Annotated in this window: 19 protein-coding genes; 10 read left to right on the top strand and 9 right to left on the bottom strand. The window is 46.6% G+C overall.

Annotation, left to right across the window (positions count from 1 at the left end):
* Positions 1–346 precede the first annotated feature (346 nt).
* From GC128_RS05870 to GC128_RS05890, 5 genes are all read right to left on the bottom strand, one after another.
* The gene (locus GC128_RS05870; RefSeq protein WP_151993522.1) at positions 347–1,291 is read right to left on the bottom strand and encodes a hypothetical protein; all 945 of its coding nucleotides are present in this window, start codon (positions 1,289–1,291) and stop codon (positions 347–349) included.
* 850 nt (positions 1,292–2,141) lie between these two features.
* Positions 2,142–2,792: a cell envelope integrity TolA C-terminal domain-containing protein gene (locus GC128_RS05875; protein ID WP_151993523.1), complete on the bottom strand. Its 651-nt coding sequence runs from the start codon at positions 2,790–2,792 to the stop codon at positions 2,142–2,144.
* A gap of 348 nt (positions 2,793–3,140) precedes the next feature.
* Complete coding sequence (locus tag GC128_RS05880; RefSeq protein WP_034455569.1) at positions 3,141–3,368, bottom strand: hypothetical protein; 228 nt, start codon at positions 3,366–3,368, stop codon at positions 3,141–3,143.
* A 91-nt stretch (positions 3,369–3,459) separates the two neighbouring features.
* Positions 3,460–4,200, bottom strand: coding sequence for a MerR family transcriptional regulator (locus GC128_RS05885; RefSeq protein WP_151993524.1), 741 nt, complete (start codon positions 4,198–4,200; stop codon positions 3,460–3,462).
* 89 nt (positions 4,201–4,289) lie between these two features.
* A complete protein-coding gene (locus tag GC128_RS05890; protein WP_151993633.1) occupies positions 4,290–5,510 on the bottom strand; it encodes a diguanylate phosphodiesterase in 1,221 nt (406 codons plus the stop codon).
* A gap of 347 nt (positions 5,511–5,857) precedes the next feature.
* Here GC128_RS05890 and ycgZ point away from each other — a divergent pair, with 347 nt between their 5' ends.
* The 7 genes from ycgZ to GC128_RS05925 all read left to right on the top strand — a co-directional run bounded on the left by ycgZ (position 5,858) and on the right by GC128_RS05925 (position 17,786).
* Positions 5,858–6,097 (top strand): regulatory protein YcgZ, encoded by a 240-nt coding sequence (gene ycgZ / locus GC128_RS05895; protein WP_151993525.1) that lies wholly within the window; start codon positions 5,858–5,860, stop codon positions 6,095–6,097.
* 167 nt (positions 6,098–6,264) lie between these two features.
* A complete protein-coding gene (locus GC128_RS05900; protein WP_151993526.1) occupies positions 6,265–6,588 on the top strand; it encodes a hypothetical protein in 324 nt (107 codons plus the stop codon).
* A gap of 37 nt (positions 6,589–6,625) precedes the next feature.
* Positions 6,626–6,904 (top strand): biofilm development regulator YmgB/AriR family protein, encoded by a 279-nt coding sequence (locus GC128_RS05905; protein WP_034455564.1) that lies wholly within the window; start codon positions 6,626–6,628, stop codon positions 6,902–6,904.
* 860 nt (positions 6,905–7,764) lie between these two features.
* Positions 7,765–13,092 carry a peroxidase family protein gene (locus GC128_RS05910; RefSeq protein ID WP_151993527.1) on the top strand — a complete coding sequence of 1,776 codons (5,328 nt, stop codon included), beginning with the start codon at positions 7,765–7,767 and terminating at the stop codon, positions 13,090–13,092.
* 10 nt (positions 13,093–13,102) lie between these two features.
* Complete coding sequence (locus GC128_RS05915) at positions 13,103–14,842, top strand: type I secretion system permease/ATPase (RefSeq protein ID WP_151993528.1); 1,740 nt, start codon at positions 13,103–13,105, stop codon at positions 14,840–14,842.
* Positions 14,842–16,179 carry an HlyD family type I secretion periplasmic adaptor subunit gene (locus GC128_RS05920; protein WP_226812008.1) on the top strand — a complete coding sequence of 446 codons (1,338 nt, stop codon included), beginning with the start codon at positions 14,842–14,844 and terminating at the stop codon, positions 16,177–16,179. The genes GC128_RS05915 and GC128_RS05920 overlap by 1 nt, the downstream gene beginning before the upstream one ends.
* Positions 16,180–16,493: 314 nt before the next feature.
* The gene (locus tag GC128_RS05925; protein WP_151993530.1) at positions 16,494–17,786 is read left to right on the top strand and encodes a glycoside hydrolase family 10 protein; all 1,293 of its coding nucleotides are present in this window, start codon (positions 16,494–16,496) and stop codon (positions 17,784–17,786) included.
* 633 nt (positions 17,787–18,419) lie between these two features.
* Here GC128_RS05925 and GC128_RS05930 read toward each other — a convergent pair.
* Both GC128_RS05930 and GC128_RS05935 read right to left on the bottom strand, forming a co-directional pair.
* A complete protein-coding gene (locus GC128_RS05930) occupies positions 18,420–19,055 on the bottom strand; it encodes a carbonic anhydrase (RefSeq protein WP_064518959.1) in 636 nt (211 codons plus the stop codon).
* Positions 19,056–19,229: 174 nt separating this feature from the next.
* Positions 19,230–20,144, bottom strand: coding sequence for a LysR family transcriptional regulator (locus GC128_RS05935; RefSeq protein ID WP_151993531.1), 915 nt, complete (start codon positions 20,142–20,144; stop codon positions 19,230–19,232).
* Positions 20,145–20,349: 205 nt separating this feature from the next.
* Between GC128_RS05935 and GC128_RS05940 the strand changes: the two genes are divergently transcribed.
* Together GC128_RS05940 and tyrP are read left to right on the top strand one after the other, a co-directional pair.
* Positions 20,350–21,270: a DMT family transporter gene (locus tag GC128_RS05940; protein WP_151993532.1), complete on the top strand. Its 921-nt coding sequence runs from the start codon at positions 20,350–20,352 to the stop codon at positions 21,268–21,270.
* Between the two features lie 608 nt (positions 21,271–21,878).
* Positions 21,879–23,090 (top strand): tyrosine transporter TyrP, encoded by a 1,212-nt coding sequence (gene tyrP, locus GC128_RS05945; protein ID WP_151993533.1) that lies wholly within the window; start codon positions 21,879–21,881, stop codon positions 23,088–23,090.
* Here tyrP and GC128_RS05950 read toward each other — a convergent pair whose 3' ends face one another.
* Positions 23,091–23,981 carry an ABC transporter six-transmembrane domain-containing protein gene (locus GC128_RS05950; RefSeq protein ID WP_064518969.1) on the bottom strand — a complete coding sequence of 297 codons (891 nt, stop codon included), beginning with the start codon at positions 23,979–23,981 and terminating at the stop codon, positions 23,091–23,093. It abuts the gene before it with no gap.
* 94 nt (positions 23,982–24,075) lie between these two features.
* Here GC128_RS05950 and GC128_RS05955 point away from each other — a divergent pair, with 94 nt between their 5' ends.
* Entirely contained in the window at positions 24,076–24,660 is a 585-nt protein-coding gene (locus GC128_RS05955) for a TetR/AcrR family transcriptional regulator (protein ID WP_151993534.1), read from the top strand.
* Here GC128_RS05955 and GC128_RS05960 read toward each other — a convergent pair.
* Positions 24,647–25,543, bottom strand: coding sequence for a transporter substrate-binding domain-containing protein (locus tag GC128_RS05960; RefSeq protein WP_151993535.1), 897 nt, complete (start codon positions 25,541–25,543; stop codon positions 24,647–24,649). The two genes, GC128_RS05955 and GC128_RS05960, sit on opposite strands and share 14 nt — an antisense overlap.
* Positions 25,544–25,548 lie beyond the last annotated feature (5 nt).

Below are 25,548 nucleotides of genomic sequence, written 5' to 3' on the forward strand. Positions count from 1 at the left end.
CAAATCGTGGTGGTCAGTCGAACTATGAGATGGCCAGAGTGATGGTATCAGCGCTGGAGAAAGAACTGCCAGAAGCTATCAGCAACCAGGGCAATTAGGTTGATTAAACACTGGATTCTGCCTTAACTCATCTTGGTGCGCATAATGTGTTGAACATGTTGAATGGCTGCACGAAGTGCTGACATTTAGCCTTAAGCTCTGAATTATCAGGCAGCATTAATTTACTGTCATGATAAACATTGCGGCAACATCTGAATTACAGATTCATCCTTAATTGTTTATATTTAAACATCGAATAAGCGCAGCATTTGCACTTGTTATTTTATGACTATCTTATGATATTTCACTAACTTACAGCAACGCTGTTTATGCAGGGATTTCTGCTTTCCCATTGCTGCTTAATCCAGTTCAGATAACGAACATAAACGGATGCATCTCCTTCTGTCATGTAGCTGTTTCGTTGAATCCTGCACGTTAATGGCCAGAATACCACCGTTCCGTAGGGTGTTTCGGATATGATTATTTTCATATTTCCGGAAAGTATAATTTCATAAGTGATTTTGCTCTTATTAAGCTCCTCTTCGGCATCGAGAAGTATTTCTTCACGCCTTCTGTTTATTGAATGATATTGTTCCCGTGTGATTTTCATTGCAGCACGTCGTAAACCTGCTTCTTTTGCATTCTCAGTGACACTGATAAAAGCAACGGTATTCGGAGAATAAATACGACGATGAGAGAAATCTTTATCCAGTTCATATTCACCGGGATTGTTCTTCCATTTTTTATAACCGTGAAGTGCAGGAAGGTCGTTGCAAAAGTTCTGAAAGTTGTGCCATCTTTCACAAACAACCACCCCTTTATAGCCTTTGAAATAGGGCTTTCCTTTGCATGTCATATAACATCTTGCCAGCATGTTATGCCAGAGAATGAATGACCTTGTTCGTTGATTGGTTGTAGCATTCTGAATGGTTGAATGCTTTCCGTTACCAATATAACCCACATCAAAATAACGTGGCTTCATTAATAACTGCTGCCGCTCTTCTTCTGTGGCAGGGAATGTTTCATCTGATACGCTTCCTGATTTTATATGTGCACCATAGGCTTCCTTAATGATATTGCTGTTCTTAAACTGAATAACGTAATAACCACGCCTGCTCTTATCTTCGGAACGACCAAGAACAGTGCATTCTCCGTCTTTCTTTGTCTGGAATACTGCTCCGGGATAGAGAACATCATGTGTATAGTTCTCATGATAACGATTATTACGATTCTTTCTTTTATAACTGTCCACAATAAAATCTCCTGCATGTTGAGAATGAAAAAGGTGAGAGGAAAAAGAACCGGGCGGGTCCTCTTTTTCTTTTCGCGCTCATTCAGGCAAACACTGCGGGGAATGTGTGGGATTATATTCATGTAATACATTCAAAAATATAATAAAAAATCTTACAAATGATACAATGTGCCAGTTGGTGTTACCGTTCAGCAGAAGCCTCTCAGGGCTGTCACAGAGTCAGTGCGTCTATGCATCAGGTCAGCCAGTTACTGCATGCTACGGGCGTTCTGTGCGGCATAAACAGGGCAGAAAAGGGTGCTTATTACTGATTCAGGGCTGTGAAGTCGGGCATATTCAACCGCTGTCTGTTTATACAGTATTTCTATGAATGGGTGATTTGTGACCTGTGGCTTTCTGTATGCGATTTTAAGAGGGTGAAGCCCTTACTGTATGGATTGCATTACCTGCATTCTTTAAATGGCATACCGTGCGATGGGTGAGGTGGGTATTGTCCTGATTTTACCCGATAGGGTGAGAATAATAAAAAGAAGAGTGCCTTGTTTACAGGTTAAAATATCCATGCTAAGCTCGGCTAATCCCTTCCGGGGTTGCTGTTATTATATATACTCTTATTGTTTTATTATGTTTGTTACTTCCTCTTATCTTCTTATTGTTACCTCTGATTTGTTAATTGTTCAATGAAGGACTTCATTTGTTTTAAGCCCTCCGCAGGAGAGCCATGCGGCTTGAGCTGACAAATAACAATTACTATATAATATTAAAAGAAAAGAGAGTCTCCACAGAAGTGAAGACCCGTAACAATATTAATAAAAGAAGAATCAGAACTTCACTTTGTCAAAGTCTGTTTCTAGAAACCAAAATCAATTGGCGTATTTCTGAATGCTTTATACTGACTGTCGTTCATTGGACTGAGCTTCATACCTTTAGTTCTTCTTAAAATATAAGAGCATGCATCATCATCACCAGACTCAACTTTTGTAGACAGTACATTGCCATTTTGAGAAAACCATATTTTCACAGAGCATCTCTGTCCTTTCAAGGCGGGTGCATCAGCCCGCATTTGGCCAAATACTTTTCGTATCTCCTCACCATAACTGTGTATCTCTTGTCTTTCTTTTATTTCTTCTGGCGATAAAGTTTTCGCTCTTGCTGATTTGCTTTCATCATTTATTTTAGATGGTTGTTTTCCTGCATTGCAACCCATGCGATATGCCTGAGCGATTTCAATATACTCAGCGCGTCCCATTCCATCTAATGTATCTGCTTGCTCCCTGAATTGTCGTATTTTGCTTTCGCATACGGAGTCTCGACCTTGCATCGATTCTTTGGCTCCATTCAGGCACATCTCATAAACCACATCCGGGCTGGCTATTCTCGACATATTTGCATAAGCGTTACACGTCGCATTTATTCTCAACAGTGCCGGATTTGCTGCTGTCGCTAGTGCAGGAAAGGTCAGGCATGCAGTTGCAGTCAAAGTCAGTATCAGTCGTTTCATTTAAATCGGGTCCTGAAGAAAAACAACAGGACGACCCGTAGTTCAGATAAAAGGCCGCAAGACATTTCAGCCGTTATGCGAACCAAGCGACAAATGAACGAACATGTTATGCATGGTAAAGACTAACCACGAAATCACTGGATTCTGCCTTAACTTACCTTGGTGCGCATAATGTATATTATGTTAAATTGCATATCAGGATACAAACTCGATACCATCTCAGAATTCACCAGGCTAACTCACCTCACCCTTTACCAGATTCGCATGCGATTGCCCTTGGTTGAAACCAGGAAACAAAACGGAACTGAAATAGCTAACTGGCAGCCATCCACAGTTCCGTATTGCGTGCTAAAACACTTTTGATGAGTAATCGGATTTTACTTCGCTTTCTATATAAGTATTCAGGCCCCATCCAGCTCGAGCCAACTCTTTCATCTTTTCCAGATGTTCAGGTCCTGGATGGCGAAGATCGTAGAGATAAACGTGATTATTTTTAAAACGGACTTTGATCGAGTTGGTATCAATCTGGAAACTGACAACTTGTGAATCGCCGCTGATGTTCGCGTAATTTTCCATATTGCATCCTGTTAGCTATGCCTGAACTCTGGCGAAGTTATCTATTAACCACGTTCCGCATTTCTATACAGGGTTGTAGCTCACGATTTGGTTACTGGCCTGAATGAAACTTAATGGCGAAGCCTTGCTTCTGCCAGTGTTCCAGTTGTTCCTGTTGACGCAAAGTTAGTACCTTCCCTGTCCAGACAAAAATATGCTGGCCTGGAAATAATTCCGGTCGAGGTGAATCCAGAGGATCGGCCAGCACATCAGGACGCCAGCCATGCTGTGAAAGACGCCAGGCCTCTAGCCAAAGACGGGTTCTGTCCTCGCTTTCCCAGCCGATCAGTAAAGTGTCTTTACCTTCTTTGTTTCGAGAGTCAGCGAGGCGCTGGATAACGTACTCAATAAGCAATCCATCAAGAAGGCTAATCATTGCCCTTGCGGTATTTTTATCCAGGCCAAGACACTGACGTACCGGGATAAAAACATGGTCTATGAGGATATCAACAGCAAATACTTGACCTAAATCTGCAATTTTCGTGCGGAGTTTTGCGGGTTGTACAAGGCGCAGCACAGTCATTACTTCTTCCTGCTGTGAGCGCCATGCCTCATGGTCATGAGTCGTCGTCTGACTCGCTTCCAGCAATGCTTTAACCTTCCCTACGGACACGCCACTTTTTATCAGGCGTTTAATCTCTTCAATACGCAGGATATCTTCGTCATCAAACTGTCGATGCCCGCCTTCACTGCGTTGCGGCTTGAATAATCCATAACGGCGTTGCCACGCACGCAGCGTGACAGGGTTGATTGCGCATCGTTCGGCAACTTCACCGATACTGTATAAGGTCATTAATCCCTCGTTGTGAGCTTAAAACGTCCATGTTGAAACTAACGACTCCGTGCTGGTTGTACAACCTTTTTTACATTGTACAACCTGAATTAGAGATCTGCTTTCCTTTCAGGCCAGGCTACGGCGGATATGCCACTGAGTTGGGCACAGGCAAACAAGTTGCCCTGAAAATGCGAGATTCCGGCTGATTCCAGCCACATCCACTCCTCCGCCTTCTCCACTCCAACCGCCGAAATGGATATCTCAAGCGATGCGCAGCATTTGATAATGGCCTGGATAATTGCCTGCCGTGGGCCACTTTTATGGACATCCTTAATCAGCGCGCGGTTAATTTTAATTCTGTCTGGCTGAAACTGTGACAGCAGCAAAAGCCCACCAAATCCGGCGCCAAAGTGATCTATCGCTACGCTAATCCCTGCTGCTTTGAGTTGTCTGATTCCATCGGTGAACTCGTCAATGCGCGATATCACCTCGCTCTCAGTAAACTCTACGGTTACCTGCTCTGGAACAAGTCCATTTGTCTGAATCTCTCTTAACAAGAAATCAACCGCATCAGGAATCATCACCAGCGTCATTGGCAACAAATTAACCGAAACAGACTGCTCGCCAAGTTTGAGCGCACTCGCCATCGCAAAGGCGACTTTTTTGCTATTGAGGTCCGCCTCGTAAAGTGCCTTACCGCTTAATCCAGCAAAATAGGTGGCTGTTGAATCCCCGCCAGGTGTGCGCAGCAAAGCTTCAATGGACAAGATTTTCTGAGCAAACGGGTCAACCATGGGCTGAAAAGCAAAACTACAATCTGCCGTGTTATCAGCAATAACAGCTTCGGTATGAACCCCTTTTTTGTCGGGGATAAACACCCAGGAATCTGCAGGTGGAATTTCAAAATAGTTTTCTTTTTCAGTGGCTTCAACAAATGTACGCAAAAACTTAAGCGCACGGTCGTTGTAAAATAGCTGGTACTTCGAAGTCCCTTTATCCAGTACAGCCTGTAGCACTTCATCCCTGTCGTACTCTCTTAAATCAAAGAGTTCCATACCGGTCTTTCCAAACCGCCGTGCGGGAGCGTAATCACAAAGCAGCTCAACAATGTTGTAGTGGCGATTATCCTGGCAAATATGTTGGTAAATACTTAAAACGCTCTCTTCCGGGCCTTCAATCATCTGAAAGAAATGCGTGCCGTTGAACAGCAGTATGCCAGTCACGTCGGCCTGGTCATTTTTAACATTTGCAGCGGCAACCATATCTGTAACTGATTGAAACGGTATGTTTTTACAGATATGACTGCGGTAAATGATGGTTGTAAGCATGCTGTGTCCAATAGAAAGCTGTTTAGGCATTTACAGTAGCAGATGACTTGCCAAACCACCCACTTAAAATACATTAAAATTAATAACTTATTAACAATAACTAAACACATGTACGCTTGAATTCGCATGTTTTTGGCCATTGCGGAGGCCATGAAATGATTAACCTATACAGTGAACGTTGCAGACTCAAACTACTTACCAAGCTAACTAATTGAAATTAAATGTATAGCATTTAATGCTTAAGCTTTTAAGAAAAATCCTTACACTTTTCTATGTACAACTTTTTAATCATTGTATAACTTTATTTGTACATATTACTAAATACTGCATATTTACAGGAGTGACTGATGCAACAGAACAACTACGTACCCGATACAGCTAACGCTATCACCCGATATTTCTCCAAAGCGGCCCTGCCTTCCCAGCAGGAAACACTCGGGCAAATAGTGGTGGAGATCCTGAGCGACGGACGCAGTTTGAACCGCAAAGCAATCTGTACAAAATTGTTACGTCGGGTTGAAGAAGCATCAGGTCCTGAAGAAGAGAGTCACTACCACACTTTGATTGGCATGCTTTTTGACCGTTAAGTTCAAACGGCTATAGCGCAAATTACTGGCTTTTTAGATCAACACTTGCGGGAGCATTATTTCGGGCAATATAGAAAGCCTGGCAACCTTCAGCTGACCTCCTGAACGAGGGCTGATTTCAAGCCACATTTCGGTAACGAAACACGGTGGCAAGAAGAGACGCAGTTATGAGCAGAAGTAAAAGAGAGCAACAAATCGATCAACTGATTGGAGAAGCAGTTTTATCAATCCTTTACGATAACGGACCCATCAGTACCCGGTCCCTGATTGAAAAACTGCAAGCAATGGAAGCGTCAGAAAGAGATGCACAGAGGCGAAATCTGATAGCGGACGTCATTGCCGATATCAGTCACCAACGCCTGGGCATTTCTCGACGTAATTCAGTTTCGGCTCAACAGCAGTGGGACATGGAGAGCCCGATACAACAAAAAAACAAGGCATATCAGTTATTCGACGATAGCCCTGATCCTGGCAGTAGTAAAAAACACTGACTGCCCTACACACTCAACTTACTCATGGTGAAAGTAAATGACCCAGATGACGCTTCATAAATCAGAAATTTATGCCACCCTGCCAAACACAGCTTTGACCGCATATTTTCGTAACGCTGGCGACATGCTGGCTGATGAGGCCGTATTACTCGGAGCGGTAATACGCAGCATTCTTGCTACTGATGGACATTTAACTAATAAAGCCATAATTCAGCGTTTGATTGAGGCTATTGAATCCACTGATGATGTCGTCACCATCGACATCGTGCGTAAAACCCTTGAGATTGTTGTTGACCATACTTTTGATGATATTTAATCGTGCAGCAATAGTATCAATTTTCCATTTCTTGAATGCTCGACTTCAGAAAATAGAAAAGTAAGCTGTCATCCCTACTCCGGGATGACAGCAAAATCAGCATGCTAATTGCACAGTGTTATTACGTAATGAAAATACCCCCACCATCATATGGTGATATTAATGATTTTTATAAAAGTGATAGCATAAATACTTAGCCGACATAGAATCGAAACGTAAAGAAATGAAAACATCACCTATCATTATTAATGATGAGATTTTTTATCATTTGACTTTTTTGGCAAAAGGCTAAACGTCTAAGTCATGGTTACAGTGTTTAATGATGAGGCTTATCAATCTATTATATTATCCACCCTCACCTAATCCCGTAAGAAAAACTTGCTACCCACCCCCATCAAATGAAGAAAATAACGTATTGTGATTACTGTTCGTCAGAATTGTTTCAACTTTTATTTTTTCTCATAAAAAAGCATGAGAGAAGTAACGCAAAGAAAAACCATAGTTATTAATATAACAAAAGTGTCATATAGGGTAAAAACCTCAGCCATATACACGAGTCATCAGTATTTAAAACCCTCCGCCTTGAATGCACCTGCAAATTCAAAAGGCTGAGGCTGTCTTTAACTTAATTAAAATTATCTTTGCAAGCGAGGAAATAAACTTATTCAGCTAAGTATTTTTACAGGGAGAATAACTCTTATAAGGTAGCCAATATTTTTATTACATAAAAATGGACCTTGGTTGCGACATTGCAACTCGATAACTCATTTCAATACACACGGTTCATTCTCCTGCCTTTTTTGAAAAAGACGGGACGAGTGATGATAGCTAGTTCAAGGTAAAGATAGGGGTAATTATTTATGGCCTCACAATATGACTTTACTGTCACGCTGCACGATCTTGCTTTTATTCTCAAGCAGATAAAGATATCTGAAGCAGCGACAAACTCAGACGGAAGTGTTAATGGCGATGCACTTCGAGATTTAGTTTCCAGTCCGTTATTACCCTACGGTATCCGTACCGTAGATGGCTCGTGGAATAACCTTCTTCCGGGTCAGGAGCTATACGGTTCAGCCGATCAAAACATGCCAAGACTAACCGAGCTGAACTGGCAGGATGCGGATGCCATGACCAGTTATACCCAACTCGGTGGCACGGTCGTTGATGCAGACCCGCGTATTATCAGTAACTTGATATCGGACCAAACCGCTTCCAACCCGGCAGCAGTCGAAGCGCATAATGGCTTACAAGATGCCCCTGGAGGAGGAACCACATCGGCAAATGGTAGCTTGTCGATTCCTAACCTGTCTCCGGATGTGGGTTTGTCCCCTGCTTTCAATGGCTGGATGACATTATTCGGGCAATTCTTTGACCACGGTCTGGATTTAATTCCAAAGGAGGGAAACGGCATTGTATTCATTCCACTGCAACCCGATGATCCCTTATGGAGCGATGATTTAGGCGCCAATAACTTCATGGTATTAACCAGGGCAAAAGTTGATGCCAACCATGAAACTGTCAACCTCACCACCCCCTTCATCGATCAAAACCAAACCTATACCTCCCACCCTTCACATCAGATTTTCATCCGCGAATACGTCATGATTGATGGAAAACCTGAACCTACCGGCAATTTATTAGGTGGTGCGAACGGTGGGCTGGCAACCTGGGCTGATGTCAAAAACCAGGCTGAAACCATGCTTGGAATTAAACTCACCGATCAGGACGTGTTTAATGTTCCGCTGCTGGCCACTGACCGTTACGGCAACTTGATCTTAAGTGAAAATGGCAAAGTGCAGATCGTTACCACTTCCGGGCTGGTTGAAGCGAATGGTGATTTTTTACCCCCAGGAACGTTGCGCACCGGGCATGCTTTCCTGGACGACATTGCCCACACTGCTGCACCAAAAGCAGGGTTGTTGGCCGATGACGATGATGTGATTGGTGGCGTTCAGGTCGCCGGAACCTACGATGACGAACTGCTCGACCGCCACTTCATCACCGGTGATGGACGTGGCAACGAAAACATCGGTTTAACCGCGGTGCATGCCGTCTTCCACAGCGAGCATAATCGCCTGGTGGAAGAGTATAAAACCACCCTGCTGGCAACCGGTGATATCGATCTTATCAACCAATGGCTAATGCCAGCGCACCAGATAACTGAGCTCCCAGCCGATACCGGCACCCTGGTCTGGAATGGTGAGTATTTATTCCAGGCAGGTCGTTTCACCACGGAGATGCAGTATCAGCACCTGGTCTTCGAAGAGTTTGCCCGCACCGTACAGCCTGCTGTCGACCCGTTTGTGTTCTCCAATACGGCAGACATTAACCCGCTGATTTTTGCTGAGTTCGCACACGTGGTTTACCGTTTTGGCCACTCTATGCTGACAGAAACCGTAGCGCGTACCGATATCGATATGCAAAACGGTGACATTGGCCTGATTGAAGCGTTCCTGAATCCGGTCGCCTTTAATGAAATTAACGGTGGTGCGGTTTCCGATGAACAAGCAATTGGCGCGATTGTTCGCGGTATGACACGGCAAGTCGGTAACGAAATTGATGAATTTATTACCGATGCGCTGCGTAATAACCTTATCGGGTTACCGCTTGATTTAGGTGCTCTTAACATTGCTCGTGGCCGTGATACGGCAATGCCAACACTGAACCAGGCCCGTGAGCAGTTCTTTGAACTTAGCGGCAACAGTGAGCTGCGCCCTTATACCAGTTGGGCCGACTTCACTACATACCTGAAAAACCCGGCCTCTATCATCAACTTTATGGCCGCTTACGGTCAGCATGAGTTGATTCTTGGCGCTACCACCATTGAAGGCAAACGCGATGCGGTGAACTTCCTGCTGTTTGGCGATGGCACTTCCCAACCGCCTGCCGATGCGATGGATTTCTTCAACAGTACCGGCGCGTGGGCCACTAAAGAGTCTGGCCTGAACATGGTCGACTTCTGGATTGGTGGGCTTGCTGAGCGGAAGAACGAGTTTGGTGGGATGCTGGGTTCTACCTTCAACTTTGTCTTTGAAACGCAAATGGAAATGCTGCAAGACGGCGACCGCTTCTACTATCTGAGCCGAGCTCAGGGTCTGAACATGCTCAACGAGCTGGAAGCCAACTCATTCTCCGCGCTGGTTATGCGCAACAGCGACCTTGGGGAAAATGGTTCGTCTCACCTGCCCGCTAACCTATTCCAGACTCCAGACCATATTTTCGAAGTGAACCGGGCTCTGCAAACAGAAGCTGACCCAAAGTGGGGTAACCCATTAAAAGATCTCTTATCGCCTTTGCTGACACGACGCGCTGCCACTCAGGATGTTAACGGCGATGGCGCAGCTGACGGCGCTTACCTTAAATACACCGGCGATGGGCATGTGGTGCTCGGTGGTTCTGCTGGTAACGATACGTTAATCGGCGGTAAAGGCATCGACAGCCTGTGGGGTGATGGTGGCGATGACCGCCTTGATGGTGGCGACGAAGCGGATGTGGTTCACGGTGGTGATGGTAATGACATTATTACCGACACCGGCACGCCAGTTGGCGATGCAGACTTCCTGCACGGCGACGCAGGTCATGATGTCATCTTCTCCGGTAACGGTAACGATCTGGTATTCGGCGGCAGTGGCAGTGATTTTGTGGTGGTTGGCGAAGATGCCCAGGAAGTGTTTGCTGGCCGGGACAATGACTTTGTTCTGGGTGGCTCCGGCGCTGATGCTCTGCTCGGTAACGAAGGTGATGACTGGCTGGAAGGTGGTGACGGGTTTGACTCACTGACGGGTGAAAACTCCGAGTTGTTCTTCAACAGTACTATCGTTGGCCACGATGTGCTTAACGGCCAGGGTAACGATACGGACTACGATGGCGAAGCTGGCGACGACATCATGGTTCAGGGCCCGGGGATTCAGCGCAACAATGGCATGGCCGGTTTCGACTGGGCAATCCATAAAGGCGACCCGCATGGTGCTAATTCCGACCTCGGTATTCCAATTTTCGTTAACCAACAAGAGTTTATCCTGCGGGATCGCTTCGATCTGGTTGAGGGGTTATCGGGCTGGAAACACAACGACGTGTTAGTTGGCACCGAACAACCTCTCGGGACTGCACCGGTTCTGGGCACCCCGCTCTCCAACAATCTTACCCAGGAAGGTGCTGACAGGATTAGCGGTCTGCAGGCCATTCTCGGTGTTGCACACTCCACGGACCCTAATGCAGTGTTGCTTAACCCCGATGATGGCAGCGATATTTTACTCGGTGGTGGTGGCAGCGACCGCATAACCGGTAAAGCGGGCAACGATATTATTGATGGCGACTCGTGGCTGAACGTGCGAATTGCCGTCAGCGGAATGCCGGGCATCACCAGTGCCGACAGCATGAACGAACTGAAATCTTACATGCTGGCAGGCACCTTAAAACCGCATCAACTCTCGATAGTGCGTGAGATCTTGCGTGAGGGTAATGGCCCTGAAACCGACGTTGCGGTGTACCGCGATGTCAGTAGCAACTATGCCTTTACCCGTATGCCCGATGGCAGCCTCCGGGTTGACCACGCTACCCCCGACGCCGCATTGAATTTTGATGACGGTGTTGACCGCCTGCTGAACATCGAAAAAGTGGAGTTTGGCAACGGTGAACAGTTGTGGGTAACAGCACAACAGGCAACAGGCAATCTCACCATTGATAACCCGACACCAGAAGTTGGTGACCTCCTGCGAGTCAACCTGGCGAATCTGCAGGATGGGAATGGTATTGCGGCTAACGCAGCTATCACGTTGACATGGCAGGCATTTACCAATGGCCAATGGCGTGATCAGGCCGTTGGTGAGGAGTTCAGAGTCCCTGGTGCTATTTTGGGTGCTCCACTGCGTGTGGTTGCTAGTTTCAATGACCGTATGGGTGATGCTGAAACCCTGGTTTCGGCTCAAACCCAGGCCGTTATGGTGCGCGACCAGCCGACTACTGGTGCCCCGGTGATTAATGACCTGACACCGACCGAAAGCGTGACACTTACTGCTGTTGTCTCCGGTATTGCTGATGCGGACGGGTTGACAGGCGGTAACTTTAATTATCAATGGAGAATGAGCACTGCGACCGGGTTTGTGAATATTGTTGGTGCCACAGCGGCTACCTTCACTCCGGCTCAGGCGATGGTTGGCAGGACTCTGCAAGTGGTGGTGACAGTCACAGATGATGAAGGAAACGCCCCTGTTGTCCTCACATCTGCCGCTACACAGCCGGTTGGCGATCTTATTATTGGATCTAACGCTGGTAACACTCTCATCGGCACCGCCTGGAGTGACATCCTACGTGGTGAAGGCGGCAACGATACTCTGCTTGGACGTGCGGGTGACGATTTGTTGGTCGGAGGTGCAGGCAACGACAGCCTGGCAGGTGAAGCAGGACAAGATATCTTGCAAGGAGATGCTGGCAACGATGATCTCGATGGTGGTCTGGGAGCAGATAGCATGGCCGGCGGTGCCGGAAATGATACCTATATCGTTGATAACGTGGGCGACAACGTTATCGAAGGACTCAATGCCGGTACAGATATTGTCCGAACCGGGCTCGCAAGTTATGACTTGACCGATAACATCGAAGAACTGGTGTTTACCGGCCAGGGCAGTTTCATCGGTACCGGGAACGCTATTGCTAACACCATCACTGGCGGCAACGGGAATGACTCATTGTTTGGGATGGGAGGCAACGACCAGCTGATCGGTGGGAACGGTAATGACTTCCTTGATGGTGGCGATGGTGCCGATAACCTCCAGGGTGGGATTGGCAACGACGTGATGATTGGTGGAGCGGGTGCCGATATTCTTTCTGGCGGCACAGGGAACGACACCCTCAACGGCCAGGCGGGTAATGACACCATGGACGGTGGCACAGGTAATGACATCTTCGCCTTCAGCGCAAGCTTTGGGCAAGACCGCATCACTAGTTTCGACAGTAACGCCGTTGGTGGGCAGGATTACCTCGATTTAAGTTTGTTAGGTATTACTTCGGGTAGTTTTAACGGCAACGTCGCGATTACGGGAAACAACGGTAATACCGTCGTTACCGTTGGTGCTGATGTCATTACTTTAGTCGGGGTGAACTCAACCAGCGTTAATATTGGTGATTTCATTCTCGAATTACCATCAACCTTTGCCGCTAATAATGGCAATAACTCACTGATTGCGTAAGGAGAAGACTATGTCGCGCCAGCATACGCCAACAGAACTGAAGAGTGCATTAAAGGGGACTAAACCGACCTTTATAATGTTATTGTTTTTTAGTTGTGTAATTAACATGCTTATGCTGGCGCCGGCAATATATATGCTGCAGGTCTATGACCGTGTTTTGGTCAGTAAAAACACGACGACTTTATTGATGTTGACGTTACTTATTGTCGGTATATACATCGTTATTGCGATGATTGAATCGGCCCGTTCAAGCGTCATGATCAGGCTTGGCAATCGGCTCGATGTCAAAATGAATAAGTTAGTTTTTAATGCTGCATTTAAACGAAAAGTTGCTACAGGCGATAGTAACCCTGCCCAGGCGTTAGCCGAGTTGGATCAAATTCGTCAGTTTCTTTCCGGCAGCAGTTTATTTGCGCTGCTGGATATTCCCTGGACACCGGTATATTTATTTATTGCCTTTCTTGTCCACCCACTGTTGGGATACCTCTCTTTGGGAGGCATAACAATATTATTTATCCTGACCCTGGTTTCGGAATTTTCGACTAAACGCCCTATTCAGCAAGCACATGCGTTAACCATCAATAACGCCAGCAAACTCAATAAGCAATTACAAAACTCCGACACTATAGAAGCGATGGGAATGCTTTCCACCCTAAAACTCCACTGGGGGGAACAGCATGACAAAGTGTTGGTATTACAAACGCAGATTGCCGATAAAACAGCCGGATTAAACAGTTTAAGCCGCTTTGTGCGCGTGCTGCTGCAATCTATTGCGCTGGGAGCCGGGGCTTTACTGGTGATCGAAGGCCAAATTACCCCAGGGCTGATGATTGCCGCTTCTATCATTCTAGGGCGAGTCCTTAACCCGGTAGAACAAATCATCGGAAGCTGGAAGCAGTTTGTACAATTTCGTAGCGCATGGCATCAGATATCAACACTGCTGAAGGAGTATCCAGCGCCCAAAGAGGTCCTGACCCTGCCACGCCCAAAAGGGAATATCAGTGTTGAAAGTGTTTTTGCCGCAGCACCAGGCCAACATGCTCCACTGCTACGTAATATCTCATTTCAACTAGAGAAAGGTGAAGTGCTGGGTATTATTGGCCCTTCGGCCTCAGGGAAAACCTCACTAGCGAAGTTGCTGGTCGGCGTCTGGAAACCTTTATCCGGTAAGGTTCGCCTTGACGGCGCAGATATTTGCCAGTGGGATAAAGAGTTGCTTGGTCCATCCATCGGTTATCTCCCACAAGATGTTGAATTATTCGACGGCAGTATCGCGCAAAATATTGCCCGTTTTGCTGAAAACGATAGCGAACTTATCGTCGCTGCCGCAACTTTGGCTGGCGTGCATGACATGATCCTACGTCTCCCCCAAGGCTACGACACACCTCTGGGTGCAGGTGGACACCAGTTGTCAGGTGGGCAACGGCAACGAGTTGGGTTGGCGCGTGCGGTCTATAACAATCCTGCATTCATCGTGCTGGATGAGCCAAACGCTAATCTGGATGATGCTGGTGAGTTTGCCCTCGTCAAAGCGATAAATACGCTGCGCACCCAAGGCCAAACCACCGTCATTATCTCGCACCGCCCGACGCTGCTTGGCGTGGTCAATAAAGTCTTACTGCTCAATGACGGAGCCATGCAAGAGTTCGGCACCCGCGACCAGGTTTTTGCCAATCTACGGCAGGCCAATATATTAAAACCGGTAGCGGCCTCCTCTCCATCAAGTACTGAACAGCAACGAGAGGCCTGATGATGAAAAAGAATAATAAAGACGTGCAACCCCCCGGTTCCGGCAGCGTTGATACCAATATATGGCCTCCAATACTGCGAGGGATCATCGTTATAACACTTGGCGTTGGTGGTTTCTTATTATGGGCGGTACAGGCTCCTTTAGATGCTGGTGTGGTGGCTGACGGGACGGTGACAGTTTCAAGCCACCGTAAAACTATTCAGCATTTAAGCGGTGGGCGAGTCACCGATATCTTTATTAAAGAAGGCGACCTGGTTAAAAAAAACCAGGTGTTAGTGCGACTGGATAAAATGCAACTTGGCATGCGTTATAGCACCTTAAATGCACAATATATGTCAGCAAAAAGTATTGAAGACCGCTTGCTGGCAGAACGAGGCGGCCTGGAAACCATTGCTTTTGATAATACATTGACACAAAAATTTGCTGATAATAAACGCCTGATTGAGGTCAGAAATCTGCAAGAAAAGTTATTCGATACACGCAGAAAAAATATCCAGGATGAATTATCAATGATTCAGGAGACGCTTGATGGCCTTATTGAGCAGACCAACAATCTAAATAAAATAAAGGGCTATCGTGACCACCAGTTCAGTCTGATTAACAGAGAGTTAGGTGCCATAAGAGCGCTAAGTGAAAAAAATTATTACCCTAAAGCGCAATTGTTGGTGCTTGAACGTGAGGCTGCTGAAATATCCGGTAGCGTATCAGAAGATATTCTGAATATCGCAAAATTAAAGTCACAGCAAAATGAACTGAAGATCAAAGCGTATCAGGTACGTCATCAATATCTCCGGGAAGTAGAATCAGAGCTTACGGAAAAGCAAAAAGAAGTCTCCATGCTTGAAGATGAGTTAGTTTCGACTCGGCATGAACTGGATAATACGGAAATTCGTTCACCTATTGATGGCATCGTTCTGGATGTAAAAGTCAGTACTGTGGGCGGCATTATTCAGCCAGGAGAACATTTAATGGATATTGTTGCCGCCGGGCAACCTCTGCAAATAGATGCAAAAATACCGGTACATGCCATTGATAAACTGGTTCCCGGGTTGACGGTTGATGTGCTGTTCCCTGCCCTTAACCATGCTTTGTTACCGTCAGTTCCTGCTCGCGTGTTAACTATTTCGGCTGACCGATTAATCGATGAGGCCACACAGCAGCCCTATTACCTTGCCGAAGTTCAGGTCTCTACAGAAGGTGTGCGTTTGTTGGGCGACTACAAAATTAAAGCGGGCATGCCGGCAAGTGTGACGATTAAAACCGGAGAGCGAACATTCTTGAGCTATCTGTTCAAGCCATTAATCGCTCGTCTGGAACTGGCGTTCAAGGAGTACTGATGCCATCTTATTTAAGGCGAGTGGCCATAGTGCCACTCGCTACTATTTTTTCTTCTATATATACCCGTCGCCCTTCAAAATGCAGGGGGGTTGGCTACACTCACTCACCCGAATCACTTACTTCAGTAAGCTCATCGGGATTTGTTCGTTTGCCGCCTACCTGCTTCTCGAAGTTTCTCGGGTATAGTCTTCCCGATGCTAATTAACATAATCTACATCATTGACTTAAATGCGAATCAGAAGAGAATATTCGTTCCTGACTATGTGCCGCAAACCTGGAGTCTACCATCAGCCGCTCTCGAAGCTTTCCGCTAATGACAAGAAAAGTGAAAACGTCAGGCGCCTTTGTTATCGCCGCTATGTTACTTGCCAGCTGTTCTTCAAAACCACCGGTCTCACTCGTGACCCCGGTGACTAAACAGACGCATCCGACATCGCAAAATAAAGAACCAGTACGAGGCGTATGGCTCGCAACAGTATCTCGTCTTGATTGGCCCCCTGTTGCATCAGTAAATCCCAACAACGCTTCCACTCGCGTTAGCCAGCAACAGCAGGCGCTAAAAAACAAATTAGATAACCTGAAAAGTCTTGGAATTAATACCGTATTTTTCCAGATCAAACCCGATGCCACAGCGCTTTGGCAATCAAAAATTTTACCATGGTCAGATGTACTGACGGGCAAAATTGGTGAAGACCCAGGTTACGACCCACTGCAATTTATGCTCGATGAAGCGCACAAGCGCGGTATAAAAGTTCACGCCTGGCTTAACCCTTACCGTGTTTCCACAAATACCAAACCGTCGACCGTTGCAGAACTCAACAACACTTTGTCGGAACAGCCACCGAGCGTGTTTGTGCTGCATCGTGACTGGATTCGTACATCAGGCGATCGTTATGTATTAGATCCTGGGATTCCGGAAGTTCGTGACTGGATTACCAGCGTCGTTGCTGAAGTGGTATCGCGTTACGACGTTGATGGCGTGCAGTTTGATGACTACTTCTATACAGAATCCCCAGGGTCCTTCATCAACGACAACCCGACATTCCAAAAATATGGCCAGGGATTTGATTCAAAAGCGGACTGGCGTCGGCACAACACGCAGCAATTAATTGAACAAGTTTCTCGAACTATCAAACAGTTAAAACCGGGTGTTGAATTTGGTGTGAGCCCTGCAGGTGTATGGCGCAACCGTTCATTTGATCCGGCTGGTTCCGATACCAGAGGTGCAGCGGCATATGATGAATCTTTTGCTGATACACGAAAGTGGGTGCAACAGGGCCTATTGGATTACATCGCCCCGCAGTTGTACTGGCCATTCGCGCGAGATGCCGCCCGGTATGATGTGCTCGCAAAATGGTGGGCCGACGTTGTGAAACCAACAAATACGCGGCTCTATATTGGCGTTGCGCTCTACAAAGTCGGCGAACCGTCCAGGAAAGAGCCGGACTGGACTGTAAATGGTGGTGTGCCCGAGCTGAAAAAACAGCTCGATCTGAACGAATCTTTGCCACAAATCAGCGGCACCATTTTGTTCAGAGAAAATAATCTTAACCAGCCACAGACCAGAGAAGCCGTTAGCTACCTTAAAAACCGCTGGGGCAGTTAATATCTACTATATAACCTATTGAATAAAATGGGTTTGTTTTAAAATGGCGTCGCTACGTGAATTCTGCTGTTTTGGTAGTACATCGGTGCAGCAGAATTCACGTAAATGCATCAAAAAATTGGGCTTCATTTATTCCCAACATGAGACAGCGTTGCCCAACTCTTCTTGTATCCCCACTGCGGTTCAAAAACGCCAATCGAAATAGTCTTATTTTGTTCAGCGATTAGCATATCAATTCAGCCGTATTAGTTATTTGTTATATTTAATTATGCCATGAATATTAATTGAGCAATATTGAGGAAAATGTGAAGGGGATGAAATTGAGTTTTATCTGGTTGTTCCATTTTTATATCCACCGATAATCACTGGTAATGTTAATAGTGAGAAACGGTATCAATCATGAAGAAATTTTTATTAATTATCAGTAGTATAGTAATTGTTATGAGCCTGTCTGGCTGTATTTACAGGGATGGAGGCCATCACCACAGCTGGCATCATCACCATTATCGTTAATTAAAAATAAACCCCGGAATAATCCGAGGCTATCCATGCCATTCGGAAGCTGGTTTAACGGACCAACTGAAAACTTCCGCCCGGTTATTGCCCGTGGCGGAAGTTTTGATAAATGGCTAATTAAGACGCCGTTACACCAGGATTGTCTGATAACGAGATGAATTTCCCGCATTTGCTATCGAAAGCTTCAATACATCCCGATTCAATATCATAAACCCAGCCGTGAAGCGTGATGTTGCCCTTCGCAAGTGCTAACGCAACACAAGGGTGAGTACGTAAATTCCCAAGTTGAGCGATCACGTTTTGGTGCACCATGCCGTCCACGCGAGATTGCGTTGAGCTATGCTCTTCCGCTTCGTTAATGGCTTTTGCAGCATCTGCATAACGTAACCAATGGGCAACGGCCGGCATATGGTCAAGACACTGGCAGTTGGCGACAGCTGTCATTGCTCCACAGTCCGAATGCCCGCAAACCACGATGTCACGAACGCCAAGCGCCATCACCGCATATTCAACTGAAGCTGAAACACCACCGGGCTCAGGCCCGAACGGTGGCACAATATTACCCGCGTTTCGAATGACAAACAGTTCACCCGGTTCACGCTGTGTCACTAATTCAGGAACCAGTCGGCTGTCAGAACAGGAAATAAAAAGTGTTTTAGGATTTTGATTTGATGCGAGTTTTTTGAAGAGTTTGGAACGTTGCGGAAATGCTTCTTTCTGAAACCTCAAAAAACCGTCAATAACGTCTTTCATCGTAAGCCCTATATATCTTTTGTGCCGATATGATGCCACGCTGATAATGGCAGATCAATAAACTGTCATGCGATATATATATCCACATATTTATTGTTATTATATTTCACCCTTCTTTTCATGTTGCTTTATATCCCCTTGATTCGAATAATCTGCATTGGTTCCAGGTCACTATCATTTCTCCTCACCCAACCGCGTTATCACCCTGCGCAAATAAGTCAGCACTGCCGTTGCCGTTTCGCTCAGCGAGGATTCAGCAAGCGTTACCGCGCCAACATCCATGTAGGTGGTGCTGTCGGCAATGCTGCGGCGCATCACGCGTAACCCTTCGAGCGACCACGGGCGGTAAACCAGATCCGACAATATCGTCACCCCCTTTCCTTTTGCGACCAGACTGCGCACCGTTTCGAACGATGTGGTGGTGAAAGTGATATTTGGGCTGCCACCACGCGTGCGCCAGTGCTCTTTAATCACATCGGGATATTCGTCAGTATCCAACAGCAAGAATGGCTGGTTTTCGATATCTGCCAGATGAATGACAGACTGGTTCAATAGTGGATGGCCTTGTGCGGCCCAAAGTCGACGCGGTGAACGAATAAAGATTTCTGTTTTCAGGGCGTTGTCGTGCGCAATATTTGAGGTTAACAGCAGCGAGAAATCAATATCCTTACGTTTTAATGATTCGGTTAATTCCTGTGGATTCTCCTCAATGAAATTAATCGTCATTAATGGGAAGTGCTGTTCAACTTCAAGAATAATCGCCGGAAGCAAATAAGCGGAAAGTGTTTTGGCGATGCCAATATTCACTGTGCCTTGTTCCAGTTGCGGTTGGTGTAGCAAATCGTCGATGGCAAGCTGGCTGTCATTAATAATCTTACGGGCATAATGCAGGAAGCGCTCACCTGCGGCGGTGAGTTCAATACCTTTTGACTGGCGCAAAAACAGCTGGTTGTTTAACGAGGCTTCGAGGTTGCGCATGGCGACCGTCATCGACGACTGCGAGATATTACAGCGCGATGCCGCTTTGGAAATCTGCTGTGTTTGCGCAAGCACGATGAAAAACTCCAGCTGCCGTAGTGTGAACCTCATAGTTTTAAACTATACCTCGCCATGAAAAAGATGAATTAGATTTGATTGCCCCGCAACCCTACTATGGTCCTAAGAAAGGCAATAACTCAAGAACAACCAGGTGTCAAACCGCTAGTTCCACGTAGTCTTTATCAGCTGCGTGAAATCGCCTATATGCATTGAATCTATAGCTGAGTGTATTAAACCATTTTCTGGAACTCAAATTATGCCGTATTTACTGTTAAGCCTTGCCGCCTGCTTCTGGGGTGGAAACTATGTAGTGGGCCACGAACTGGTCGCGCAGGTTGACCCCATTGTGCTGTCGGAGGCCCGCTGGATGCTCACCGCCCTGTTGCTCATCAGCCTCTATTTCCGGCAGATAAGAGTGCAATGGCAGGCGATGGTTGAGGCAAAATACACGGTGTTTTTCCTCGCTTTATGCGGGCAAGTGTTATTCCCGGTGACGCTATATATCGGCCTGCAATACACCTCATCATTAAATGCAGCGATATATTTATCCACCACGCCTGCATTAGTGTTGTTGATTAATAAGTTTATTTTCAAAGAGGCTATTTCACGACGCAATATTTATGGTGTGGTGCTTAGCTCTTTGGGTGTGATCTATCTGGTGATGCAAGGTGACCTTCTGCATATAGACATGCTTAAAAATCTCAATCGTGGCGACGTGTGGACTATGGGTTCGGCTGTCAGTTGGGCGTTGTACTGCGCGTTCTTGCGCCTCAAACCAAAACAGGTTGGTGGGAATGCATTTGTTGCGGTAAGTGCCGCGATTGGCGCAATAGTGCTGCTGCCGGTGTTATCACTCTATTCGTCGGCCCACTATGCATCTGAGATGAAAACCTACTTTAATTCAGGCTTCTTATTAGGGCTGGGTTACCTGGTTATCTTCCCGTCATGGCTGTCATATTTGCTGTGGAATAAAGGTATTCAGGCCATTGGCGCGACGCGTGGTGAAGTCTATTCGCACCTTATTCCGCTTAGCGGTGGCGTGTTTAGCGTACTGTTCCTCAATGTACCGTTACACGGTTTTCATCTCGTTAGCGCGCTGCTTATCACGCTGGGAATTGCACTTTGCTCGATGGCTACAAAGCAGAAGCTTTTAGCTCCTGACCCATACAGTCGATAAAATATTCGTAAGCCGGTGTCAGCACCTGGTCTTTTCGCAGCATAAAACCAAAGGTGATATCGGGTAGTAGCGTTTGTCGAACGCCACTTCCTTAAGGTAATTCAAGTGTCTTTGCCCTCTTGGCCTGAAATAAAAATGCAGAACATGATGATGTTGTTGATGAGTTATTTATATCTACAAATAAAGCATCTGCGAGTTCTACTTTCGCACTAATGATTTGATTAAAATGATCTCTGGTATTTTCCGTCATTTTAGCTAACGGAATTTTATCTATCCACGTAACACTTATTTCAGATCGACCTACTTTACGTGGATTATTTCTATGAATGATATTTTGATGCAATATTTCATTTAGAACCTTATCAGAAAGTAATTTTGAAAGCTGACTAAGTTCCGAAGTGTAGATACTGATTAATCATAAAAATGCATTAATTGGCTTGTACTTAAAAAATTAATAAGATTGCACTGAATATTGGCTATGAAATTTTCGATGAAAAATCGTAAACATAAAATTACACCTCATGTAACCCTCATTTGACGGAGTCGTAACAATCCCTTACCCTGCGCGGCATAATCTCGTTATTACAAGCGTAAATTCAGAGGGAAGCGTGAAGAATCGCACTCTTGGCAGTATCTTTATCGTCGCCGGTACCACTATTGGTGCAGGAATGTTGGCAATGCCGCTGGCTTCAGCAGGGGTTGGGTTTGGAGTGACTTTCCTGTTGCTCATCGGTTTGTGGGGGTTGATGTGTTACACAGCACTGCTTCTGGTCGAAGTTTATCAACACGTTTCCGCAGACACCGGGCTTGGCACCCTTGCCCGTCGCTACCTTGGACGCCCTGGACAATGGCTTACCGGTTTTAGCATGCTGTTCCTGATGTATGCGCTGACGGCGGCGTATATCAGCGGCGCGGGAGAATTGTTATCGGCAAGCCTGAGCCAGTGGTTTTCTACTAATATTTCGGTCACCACTGGGGTTTTGCTGTTCACGATTGTTGCCGGGGGCATTGTTTGCATCGGTACCCATATGGTGGATATGTTCAACCGCCTGTTGTTTAGCGCCAAGGTAATCATGTTGGTGGTAATGCTGGGGCTGATGATGCCGCACATCCATCACACTAATTTACTGACATTGCCGCTGGAGAAAGGCCTCGCGCTTTCAGCCATTCCGGTGATCTTCACTTCGTTTGGTTTCCATGGCAGCGTGCCGAGTATTGTTAGTTACCTTGATGGCAACCTGCGCAAACTGCGTTGGGTGTTTATCATTGGCAGCGCAATCCCGTTAGTTGCCTATATCTTCTGGCAAGTTGCCACGCTGGGTGCGATTGATTCGGGTGTGTTTAGCGGGCTGTTAGCTAACCATTCAGGGCTGAATGGTTTATTGCAGGCGGTTCGTGAAGTAGTGGCCTCGCCGCATGTCGAATTGGCGGTGCATCTGTTTGCGGATCTGGCGCTGGCAACTTCATTCCTCGGAGTGTCGTTAGGGTTGTTTGATTACCTGAGCGACCTGTTCAACCGTAAACGTAATGCATCGGGCCGTGCGCAAACAGGGTTGATGACGTTTGTACCGCCGTTGGTTTTCGCCCTGTTCTACCCGCAAGGGTTTGTGATGGCGCTGGGTTATGCCGGTGTTGCGCTGGCAATACTGGCGCTAATCATCCCGTCACTTTTGGTCTGGAAAAGTCGCCAGACTCAAAACGAGCCTGGCTACCGTGTTGCTGGCGGCAAACCGCTGCTGATTCTGGTGTTTGCCTGCGGTATCGCCGTGATTGTGATTCAGGCGTTGATTGCATCCGGCGCGTTGCCGGAAGTGGGTTAATTACACAAGTCCTGTGTTGACGCGTTTGCCTATCTCTTTAAGCTGCGAGTACTTCTCAAGCAGAGATGGGCCATCATCAAGGCTCATGGCGAACATCCACATGTAGGTCATGACAGAGTAAATATGCCCGGCGTTCCCGACACCTTTCACGGTCATAAGCCAAATGGTCATCGCGAACAGGAACGCTGCGGCAATACCAATAGATAAATAGCCATATGCCTCCCGGTCGGACAAACGAATACGAACACGCGCCAAAAAGTTGTAATGCTTGTTCAGTGTGTTTTCACTGGCTGTGCCGACAAAACCCACCTCTTTTTCCAGCCTGTCGTTGAGTTTCTCATACAACATTTCGTTCTTGCGTGTATAGCTCGGCAGGAACATGGCGAAGAAAATCAACACGCCAAAACAAGCGACACCCGCCCAGAACTCAATAGTCAGCAACATAATCACTGCGCCGATAATCGAAGCTACAGAGGTAATCAGTAGCGGCAAATGTGTTTCGAAGAAATTGACAAATTCACGTGACAACGTCACGCGAGCAGCGATGGTCGAATGACTATGATCATCCTCGCGCTGCGCAAGGATTACCGGCACGGCAAGACCGGCGTAGATTCTGGCAAATGTCCGGGTATCCATGCTGCGGCGTGCAGCGCCTATCGCCCACATCACAAAGACCACCAGCGCATACAGCAATGCATGTAGCGGTTGCCCTTTAATGATGGCGTTGATAGCAAATCCGGCCATTAATGGATAGAGCAAATAGATGATGTTTTCAGCGACCACCAGCATCAGCGTAATCACTAATTTTTTACTGTGGAGTTTTGCGAGTTTTTTTAATGTATTCATTGCGCCGCGTGATGGTTTAAGCTCCGCGGTTTGGGTCGTATGCATGACTTTGTATTCTTAAATTGTTATTCTTGAGCGGTTGCTCAAGAGTGAAGGAAGTCTATTTGAGCACTTGCTCAAAGTCAACGAAGGTGCCGTGATGAAAGAAAAAGCGACTGTTCTAAAAGAGAATATTCTTGATGCAGCGATCGCCCTGTTTACTGAAAAAGGAGTGGAAAAGGTCACCACTCGCGAACTAACAGAACAGGTAGGGATTGCCCGTAGCCATATTTACCACTATTTCCCAGACTGGCAGACGTTATGCATTGAAGCTTTTTCGCGCTTTATGTACGCAGAGTTGGCGACTTTTAGCCAAAAAACGCGCGCCCTGCCGCCCGAACAGGGTTTGAATATTTTCGTGGAAGACTATTTACCCGACCGAGCGGATGCCGTGTGGGAGTTGTACGGATCGCTGTGGCGCCTCGCGGTGCATAACAAGGTTTATGCTGAACTGGCGTTAACGTTGACCGAAAAATGGGATGCTTTGTTGGCGAGTATTATTGAGGCGGGTATTGAAAGCGGCGTTTTCCGCCAGACCGATGTCTTGCGAGTAACCCGCCAGCTTGGTGCATTGCTAAACGGGTATTCGGATCAACTGATTATCGACAGCGCGCCACTTGCTCGCGATCAGGCCTTAGAAGATATCCAGGCTTTTATCAGCCAGATTTTAATTACGGGTAAGTGATCCCCGGAGGATTCACTTCAGACGAAGCGACTTCTTCGCCCTTTTCTCCCCAACGGTCGAGAACTTGCTGATATTCACCACGTTTCACCGCGCCATCCAGCGCGGCCTGTAGCGCATAAACCAGACCATTACCCTTTTTGGTAGTGGTAGCAACATAGGCTTTTTTAGGCCCAAGCCCAACAACACGCGTTTTCCCGGTTAACGCGGCTTTATAGGCCGCCACACTCTGCGGGCCGAAAGTCGCATCAGCACGTCCGGCCTGAATATAAAGGTTACCAGAAGCGTCATCCGTTAAATAAATCGGTTGAGCCGGTTTGCGCCCTTCTTGTTCATTTTGCTTATTCCAACCCAACAGGATTTTTTCCTGATTAGTACCCGAACCCAAAATAATACGCAGGCCGGAAACATCTGCTGGCCCGGCAATCTTTTGAATTTGACTGTCTGATTTCACCGAAAATGCCAGCGAATCGACACGATAGGTCGCAAAATCAAACTTGGTTTTACGCTGCTCGGTTACCGCAATATTCACCAGTGCCACATCGTAGCGACCGGATGTAATGCCAAGCGGCCAGTCCTCCCAGGCGGTAGGCACCAGTTTGAGCTTCAGCCCTAAACTATCGGCCAGCAAACGTGCAATATCAGGATCACTGCCGATCCTTGTGCGGTTATCACTCGCCAGCATCGCCAGCGGTGGCGAATTTAGTGCTGAAATGGCGACTGTAAGCGTACCCGGCTCAACAAATTTATAGCCCTGAGGAATTTTACTGATAGCCACCGGGTCTTTAGCCGTATGTATCGGCACTTCATTAGCTTTAAGATCGAGACTTCCCTGTGCAAAGCTCGCTGTACTCACTATCAACAGCGCCAGTGGGACAAATTTCATAACTG

Origin of the sequence: Buttiauxella massiliensis (assembly GCF_902500225.1) — a bacterium.
GTDB lineage: Bacteria > Pseudomonadota > Gammaproteobacteria > Enterobacterales > Enterobacteriaceae > Buttiauxella > Buttiauxella massiliensis.